This is a genomic window from Streptomyces sp. RP5T, assembly GCF_003933965.1.
Classification (GTDB): domain Bacteria; phylum Actinomycetota; class Actinomycetes; order Streptomycetales; family Streptomycetaceae; genus Streptomyces.
In genome coordinates this window covers 1-7,685 of record NZ_RSAJ01000413.1, presented here as the reverse complement: position 1 = coordinate 7,685, position 7,685 = coordinate 1, and the positions used below count along the sequence as shown (strand labels likewise).

8 protein-coding genes are annotated in these 7,685 nt (G+C 71.2%); 4 read left to right on the top strand and 4 right to left on the bottom strand.

Annotated elements, in window-relative coordinates:
- A partial coding sequence (locus EHS43_RS31730; RefSeq protein ID WP_185806500.1) for a maleylpyruvate isomerase family mycothiol-dependent enzyme occupies window positions 1-484 on the bottom strand: 484 nt, incomplete at its 3' end.
- Between the two features lie 79 nt (window positions 485-563).
- Between EHS43_RS31730 and EHS43_RS31725 the strand changes: the two genes are divergently transcribed.
- Both EHS43_RS31725 and EHS43_RS31720 read left to right on the top strand, forming a co-directional pair.
- A complete protein-coding gene (locus EHS43_RS31725; protein ID WP_125194129.1) occupies window positions 564-1,004 on the top strand; it encodes a MarR family winged helix-turn-helix transcriptional regulator in 441 nt (146 codons plus the stop codon).
- A 38-nt stretch (window positions 1,005-1,042) separates the two neighbouring features.
- The gene (locus EHS43_RS31720; RefSeq protein ID WP_125194128.1) at window positions 1,043-1,453 is read left to right on the top strand and encodes a hypothetical protein; all 411 of its coding nucleotides are present in this window, start codon (window positions 1,043-1,045) and stop codon (window positions 1,451-1,453) included.
- On the opposite strand, the gene EHS43_RS31715 is transcribed toward EHS43_RS31720, so the two are convergent.
- Together EHS43_RS31715 and EHS43_RS31710 are read right to left on the bottom strand one after the other, a co-directional pair.
- Complete coding sequence (locus tag EHS43_RS31715) at window positions 1,419-2,216, bottom strand: DUF2127 domain-containing protein (RefSeq protein WP_125194127.1); 798 nt, start codon at window positions 2,214-2,216, stop codon at window positions 1,419-1,421. The genes EHS43_RS31720 and EHS43_RS31715 overlap by 35 nt on opposite strands.
- 76 nt (window positions 2,217-2,292) lie before the next feature.
- The gene (locus EHS43_RS31710) at window positions 2,293-3,963 is read right to left on the bottom strand and encodes an MFS transporter (protein ID WP_125194126.1); all 1,671 of its coding nucleotides are present in this window, start codon (window positions 3,961-3,963) and stop codon (window positions 2,293-2,295) included.
- A gap of 110 nt (window positions 3,964-4,073) precedes the next feature.
- On the opposite strand from EHS43_RS31710, the gene EHS43_RS31705 reads away from it, so the two are divergent.
- Complete coding sequence (locus EHS43_RS31705) at window positions 4,074-4,691, top strand: TetR/AcrR family transcriptional regulator (RefSeq protein ID WP_125194125.1); 618 nt, start codon at window positions 4,074-4,076, stop codon at window positions 4,689-4,691.
- A gap of 137 nt (window positions 4,692-4,828) precedes the next feature.
- On the opposite strand, the gene EHS43_RS31700 is transcribed toward EHS43_RS31705, so the two are convergent.
- A complete protein-coding gene (locus tag EHS43_RS31700; RefSeq protein WP_125194130.1) occupies window positions 4,829-6,232 on the bottom strand; it encodes a cation:dicarboxylase symporter family transporter in 1,404 nt (467 codons plus the stop codon).
- Window positions 6,233-6,353: 121 nt separating this feature from the next.
- Between EHS43_RS31700 and EHS43_RS31695 the strand changes: the two genes are divergently transcribed.
- Window positions 6,354-7,685: PAS domain-containing protein (locus EHS43_RS31695; RefSeq protein WP_125194124.1), on the top strand; the 1,332-nt coding region annotated here is incomplete at its 3' end.

The window sequence follows — 7,685 nt, the reverse complement described above, 5'->3', positions numbered from 1 at the left end:
GGGGCCAGGGGCGGGGCGGGAACCGCATGGTCCACACCCGCTCCGCGGCGTCCCGGGCGGCCGCCGGCGGCACCGGACGGCGTCTGCCGAGGGCGAGGGCGATGTCCTGGCCGTGGACGAGGAGGTCGAGGAGGGGCTCGTGGGGCGAAGTGGTCGGCGCGAGGCGGCGGGAGCCGATGATCGCGCGCAGATTGGCGACGATCTCCGCGGTCGGCAGCCCGGCCTCGCGGACCGCCGAGTCGTGGATCATCCGGTTCCAGTTCCCCCGGGCACGGAGCATCTCCCGTACGGCCTGGCCGCCGGAGAAGCGCGCCGCGATCGTGAGGTGCGCGGCCACGTCCCGCACCCGCCAGTCCCCGCACCGCGTGCGCGTCTGCCACTCCTGCGGGTCCAGGCTCTCCAGCAGGTCGGCCAGGCTCGCCCGCTCCTGGTCGACGAACCGCCAGAGCTCGTCGGTGTCCAGCACTGCGCCCACGGGAATCACCCACTCAAGTGGTAAGCTTCTCTGACCAAAGTAGTCAGAGACTCTGACCAATGTCAAGCAGTGCGAGGGAGCGTCGACGATGGTGACGGAGAGCGAGCTCAACACGGGGCTGCTCCTGTTCCTCCCCTACCGGGCCCTGGAGAATCGAATCTTCGCCGCGCTCGCGGAGGCGGGCTTCGACGACTTCACGCCCGCCCAGGCCCGGGTCATGCAGCGGATCGGCCCCGACGGCACCCGGCTGACGGAACTGGCGGAGCAGGCCCAGATCACCAAGCAGACCGCGGGCTTCCTGGTCGACCAGCTGGAGAAGGCGGGCTATGTCACCCGCGCCCCGGACCCTACCGACAGGCGGGCCCGGCTGGTGCGGGGCGCGGCCAAGGCGTGGGCGGCGAAGGAGGTCGCCGACGGGGTGGTCGCGGAGGTGGAGAAGGAGTGGCGGGAACACCTCGGGGCGCGCCGCATGACGCAGCTGCGCGAGGCACTGACCCTGCTCCGGGAGATCACCGACCCGTGGGCCTAGGGTGTGGCTCCGTGCGGATGCCGACGGAGAGGGCAACGATGACGACCCCGGCCTGGTGGGAAGAGCTGATAGGCGTCAGTGCGGTCCTGGCGGAGGCCGACCGTGCCGAGATCCGGGGCTGGCGAGGCCCCGCGGCGCAGGACGGCGACGACGTCCCGCCCCTGACGGTCCGGCTGGGCACGCTCGGACGCGTCTTCGCCGAGCGCTCGGCCGGCTTCACCCCGGATCAGACCCGCGAGCTGTTCCGGCTCCTGGAGGAGATTCAGGCGGCCGCCGGCGAGCGGTACGCGAACGCCGTCGCCACCGGGTTCTTCGAGGCGCTGCTGAACGCCTGGGACAAGGGCTTCGACCTCCGCTCCGTCTGGCCGGCCCTCGGCGCGCACTCACGTGCCTACTGCCGGGCCTGGAACGGCTTCACCGGCGTCCCGACGCCTGACTGGATGCGCTGAGCTCCCGCACCCCGCCCGCCTCCTCGACCTCCAGCAGCGAGGCGCTGTGCCGTTCCGCCTCGAAGGCCCGGTGGCCGCCGCGGAGGCCGAACAGGCGCTTGGCCAGCAGGATGTAGAGCACGGCGAGGATGTTGAGGAACAGGGTGGCGATCTTCAGCCAGCTGATGTGCTCGGTGAGTTCGTAGATCTCCAGCGGGAGGAACGCGGCGGTGGCGACCACCGTCAGGTACTCGGCCCAGCGCTTGGCGTACCAGAGGCCGACCGCCTCGACGAGCTCGATGAGGGCGTACGCGAGCAGCAGCACGGCCACCAGGACCAGGGTGTCGTGCTGGTACCCGAACGTCCTGCGGAGGGTGTCGACGATCGGTGAGTGGTCGAGGTCGTAGTGGAAGTGCCGGAACACCGGCCTGAGGACGTCCAGGTACTCGTCGAAGAGCCGGCGCACCGCGTCCTGGCTGTTGCTGAACTTCCACACCGCGACCGCGGCCAGCACGATGAACACCCCGCGCACGGCCCGCTCGACGGCCAGGAAGCGCAGCACGAACAGGTCCCGGAGCACCTTGCCGCGCGGCACGAGGGGCGCGTGGTCCGCGGGCCCCGAGCCGTGCGGGTCGCCGAGGGCGAAGTCGCCGCAGCGCAGACAGCGCCAGGCGCCGCCCACGGCGGTCTCGGCGTACAGCCGCTCCCTGAGGCGGGGCTCGTCCGGCGCGTACGTCACATGACCGCGCCGCGCGCAGGTCCGCCGGTCCCAGTCGATCTTCATCCCCCGTGTGCCTCCGATGCGAGAGCGTGCCGTCCGGGGACGGCACGCTAGTGGGAGCGGGTAAGAGTTCGGTGAGTCAGCGGGCGCCGGCCGGCTCCTTCTCCTCCTCGGCCCGGGTGGCGGGCTCCACGGACTTCCGGCCGGGCAGCAGCACCGCCACCAGGACCGTGCCGACGCCGAGCACGACCGCCCCGACCAGGCTGGTGTGGGCCACCGCGTCGGAGAACGACGAGCCGACCGCGTCCGCCATCCGCCGGGCACCGGAGGCCAGTTGCCCGGCCTGCGCCTTCAGCTGGGCCGCCTGCTGGGGGTCGGTGGCCTGGGCCGCCTGGGCCGCGACCTGCCGGGCCTTCGCGCCGAGGCCCTGCGCGACCGTGTATCCGGCGCCGACGGAGTCCTGGGCCGTGCGCAGCGTCGAGGCCGGGAGCCCGCTGCCGGCGGCGGCGTCCCGGAGGTGGTCCGAGTAGGAGGTGGCCAGCAGCGAGCCGAGGATCGCGATGCCGAGCGAGCCGCCGAGTTCGATCGAGGTGTCGTTCACCGCGCCGCCGACGCCGAGTTCGGACTCGGGGAAGGCGCCCATGATCGCGTCCGTGGCGGGCGAGAGGGCGAGGCCGATCGCCAGGCCGAGGATCACGAGCGGGGCGACGAGATCGCCGTACGACGAACTCGCGTCGACCCGGGTGAGCAGCGCGAGGGCCGCCGTGCCGCCGACCATGCCCGCGGTGACCGTCCACTTCATGCCGAGCCGCGGGGTGAGGAAACCGGTCAGGGCGGAGCCGGCGAAGACCGCGCCGGCGAGCGGGAGCATGCGCAGGCCGGTCTCCAGGGCGGTGTAGCCGAGGACGAACTGGAGGTGCTGGGTGAGGTAGTAGAAGGCGCCGAAGACGGCCAGGAAGAACAGGGCGACGGCGAGGTTGGAGCCCGCGAAGCCGCGGTCGGTGAAGCGGCGGACGTCGACGAGGGGGCGCGGGTGGCGCAGCTCCCACAGGACGAACAGGACGAGGCCGACGACGGCCACCGCGGCGGCGGCGACGGCCTTGGCGTGCCAGCCGAAGTGCGGACCCTCGATGATCATGTAGACCAGCGCGCCGATCCACGCGACCGACAGCAGACCGCCGACGTAGTCGATACGGCCGCGCTCGGCGGCCCTGGACGGCGGGACCAGGACGAGGGCGGCGACGAGCGCCACGGCCGCGACGGGCACGTTGATCAGGAACGTCGAAGTCCAGGCGTGGCGCTCCAGCAGCGCGCCGGCGACGAGCGGTCCGGCGGCGATCGCCACGCCGGAGGTCGCCGTCCAGGCGGTGATCGCCTTGGCGCGCTCCCCGCGCGGGAAGGTCGCGGCGAGCAGGGAGAGCGTCGCGGGCATGATCATGGCGGCGCCGAAGCCCATCACCGCACGGGCCGCGATGACCGTCGTGGCGCTGTCTGCGTAGGAGCCGAAGACCGCGCCCGCGCCGAAGACGCCGAGGCCGAGCAGGAGGGCGCCGCGGCGGCTGTACTTGTCGCCGATCGCGCCGAACAGCAGCATCAGGGCGGCGTACGGGACGGTGTAGCCGTCGATGACCCACTGGAGGTCGGCGCTCGACAGCCCCAGGTCCGCGGTCATGTCGGGGGCCGCGACCGTGAGGGCGGTGTTCGCCATCACGATCATCAGCAGGCTGAGGCAGAGGACGAGAAGCGCCCACCAGCGGCGGGCGTAGGGACGCTCCATCTTCTCGACCGGTTCGGTCATGACGAGTCGCATGGCAGGGGTGGCCTTCCTCAGCAGACTTGCACAGTGATGTGCATTTGCGCAATGCCGTGCAATGTACGCTTGCTGCACAGCGGTGTGCAAGTCGAGTGAGGAGGGGCACAATGGCGGCCATGACCACGGGCCACTCCAGTCGCGCCGACGCCAACCGCCGCCGCATCCTCGACATCGCGCTCGCCGAGCTGCTCCGCGACCCCGACGCGTCCATGGACCAGATCGCGCGCGCCGCGGGCGTCGTACGGCGGACGGTGTACGGCCATTTCCCGAGCCGTGAGGCGCTGATCGGCACGCTCGTCGACGGGGCCGTGGAGGCGGTGGCGGCCGCGAACGCGGCGGGACGCGAGGGCACCGACGACCTGGCGCAGGCCGTGGCGGGCTCCGTGCTCGCGGTCTGGAAGGTCGCCGACCGCTACCGCATCCTGGTCGCGCTCGCCCAGCGCAGCGTCACCGTGCAGGGCATCCGCGAGCGGCTCGCCCCGGTGCGCGCCGCCTGCACGGAGCTCCTCCAGCGCGGTCTGGACGAGGGCGTCTTCGTCTCCCCGCTGCCCGCGCCGGCGCTGGCGTACGTCCACGAGCAGATGATGTTCGCGGTGATGGAGGCGGTGAACGACGGGCTGCTGGACGCGGAAGAGGCGGGCCGCTCCACCGCGGTCACCGTTCTGACCGCGGCGGGCGTACCCGCCTCTCTGGCCACCGCGCTGGTGGCGAAGCTGAGCGACTGAGCTGATTTCCCGGGGAGTGGGTCCGGGCGGCCGAGCTACGGGGGAGTTCTCGGCCGCCCGGGGTGTGAGCCGGGCCCGGGTTCAGGTCGGGCCCGACCCGGCTCTGTGTGGCCCGACGGCCACCGGTGTACGGCCGCTCAGGCCTTGGCCAGCTCCTTCTCGCCGCCCTGCTCCGGGATGTCCGCGGTGACCTCGTCGTCGTGGTCGAGGAGCGTCTTCTCGTCGAAGGGCAGGTGACCGGCGAGCACCTGGTCGACCCGCTCGCGGTCGATCTCCTTGGTCCAGGTGCCGATCAGGACGGTGGCGACGGCGTTGCCCGCGAAGTTGGTCAGGGCGCGCGCCTCGCTCATGAAGCGGTCGATGCCGACGATCAGGCCGATGCCGTCCACCAGGGCGGGCTTGTGCGACTGGAGGCCGCCGGCCAGGGTCGCGAGGCCGGCGCCGGTGACACCGGCGGCGCCCTTGGAGGCGACGAACAGGAACAGCAGCAGCGGGATCTGCTCGCCGATCGACATCGGGGTGCCCATGGCGTCGGCGATGAACAGCGAGGCCATGGTCATGTAGATCATGGTGCCGTCGAGGTTGAAGGAGTAGCCGGTCGGGATGGTGATGCCGACCACCGGCTTGCTGACACCCAGGTGCTCCATCTTCGCGATGACCCGCGGCAGCGCGGACTCCGAGGAGGAGGTCGACAGGATCAGCAGGAACTCACGGCCCAGGTACTTGAAGAGCGTCAGGATGTTCAGGCCCGCGACCAGCCGCAGCAGCGTGCCGAGCACGATGAAGACGAACAGGACGCAGGTGGTGTAGAAGCCGACCATCAGGAGCGCGAGGTCCTTGAGCGCGTCCACGCCCGCGGAGCCGACGACGGCGGCCATCGCGCCGAAGGCGCCGACCGGGGCCACCCACATGACCATCGCCAGGACGCGGAAGACGAGCCGCTGGATGTGCTCGACACCGCGCAGGACCGGCTGTCCGACCGGGCCCATGGCCTGCAGCGCGAAACCGACGAGCAGGGCGATCAGCAGGGTCTGGAGCACCTCGCCCTCGGTGAAGGCGGAGACGAACGTGGTCGGGATGATGCCGAGCAGGAACTCGGTGGTGTCCTTGGCCTCCGCGTCGACCTGCGCGTGGCCGACGTCCTTGACCGCGTCGGTCACGGCGAGGCCGGTGCCCGGGTCCAGGATGTTGCCGACGACCAGGCCGATGCCCAGCGCGACCAGCGACATGATCGTGAAGTAGATCAGCGCGATACCGCCGACGGCACCGACCTTGGCGGCCTTCCGTACCGAACCGATACCGAGCACGATCGTGCAGAAGATGATCGGCGAGATCATCATCTTGATCAGGTTCACGAACCCGGTGCCGATCGGCTTCAGCTCGACCGCGAAGTCGGGCGCGACCAGACCGACGGTGATACCGAGGGCGACCGCGATGATCACCGCGATGTACAGGTAGTGCGTGCGGTCCTTTTTGACTGCGGGTGCCGTATCGGGGGTGCTGGCGGCCACGGCTGCCCTCCTTGACGTCGTCGTCGGCATGACCGGCGTGCGGCTCACGTCCGGGCTTTTGAAGGAATGCCGTGACTATCTCCCGCCCTGTGAGGGCGGTCACCCTTCCGTTCATTTAGTTCACAATCAGCCATGGAGGCAGACTGACACCATGCGCATCCCCGTACCGAGACCCCGGAGCCTCGCGGCCCAGCTCTTCGCCATGCAGGCCGTGCTGATCGCGGTGGTCGTGGCCGGGTACGCGCTGTTCACGTACGTCAGCGACCGGGGGCAGGCCGAGGACGCGGCACGTGTTCAGGCCAGGGCCGTGGCGCGGGCGGTCGCGGACTCGCCGTCCGTGCGGGAGGCCATCGGCACGCCGGACCCGACGGCCGAACTCCAGCCCTACGCGCTCAGGGTCATGGCCGACACCGAGGTCGACTTCGTCACGATCATGAGTCCGCGGGGCATCCGCTGGACCCACCCCGACCAGGACCAGATCGGCAAGCACTTCCTCGGCAACACCGAGCGCGCGCTGAAGGGCGAGACCTTCACCGAGACCTACAAGGGCACCCTCGGCTACTCCGTCCGCGCGGTCACCCCGGTCGAGGACGACCGGGGGCGCGTCATCGGGCTGGTCAGCGCCGGGATACAGGTCGAGAAGATCAGCGAGCGGGCGCAGAGCCAGCTCACCGCCCTGCTCGTCGTGGCGGGCGGCGCGCTCGCGCTCGGGGCCGTCGGCACCTACGTCATCAACGCCCGGCTGCGCCGGCACACGCACGGCATGAACGCGGCCGAGCTGAGCCGGATGCACGACTATCACGAGGCCGCGCTGCACGCGGTGCGCGAGGGACTGCTGATGCTGGACGGGCAGTACCGTGTCGCGTTGATCAACGACGGCGGGCGGGAGTTGCTGGGGGTGTCCTCGCAGGACGAGGTGATCGGCAGGTCGGTGGCGGACCTCGGGCTGCCGGCGCCGCTGACGGGTGCGCTGCTCTCGTCCGAGCCACGGGTCGACGAGGTCCATCTGACGTCCACACGGGTCCTGGTCGTCAACACCTCCCCGGTCTCCGGCGGCGAGCAGCGCGGCACCGTGGTCACCCTGCGCGATGTGACCCAACTCCAGTCCCTGATGGGCGAGTTGGACTCCGAACGCGGCTTCACCCAGGCGCTGCGCTCGCAGGCCCACGAGGCGGCGAACCGGCTGCACACGGTCGTCTCGCTGATCGAACTGGGCCGCGCGGAACAGGCGGTGGACTTCGCGACCGCCGAACTGGAGCTGGCGCAGGCGCTGACCGACCAGGTGGTGGCGGCGGTCTCCGAGCCCGTCCTGGCCGCCCTCCTGCTGGGCAAGACCGCGCAGGCGAACGAGCGGGGTGTGGAGCTGGTCGTCTCCGAGGACAGCCGCCTGGACGACGGCCTGCTGCCGGAGAGCCTCCCGTCCCGGGACCTGGTCACCATCCTCGGCAACCTCATCGACAACGCGATGGACGCGGCACAGGGC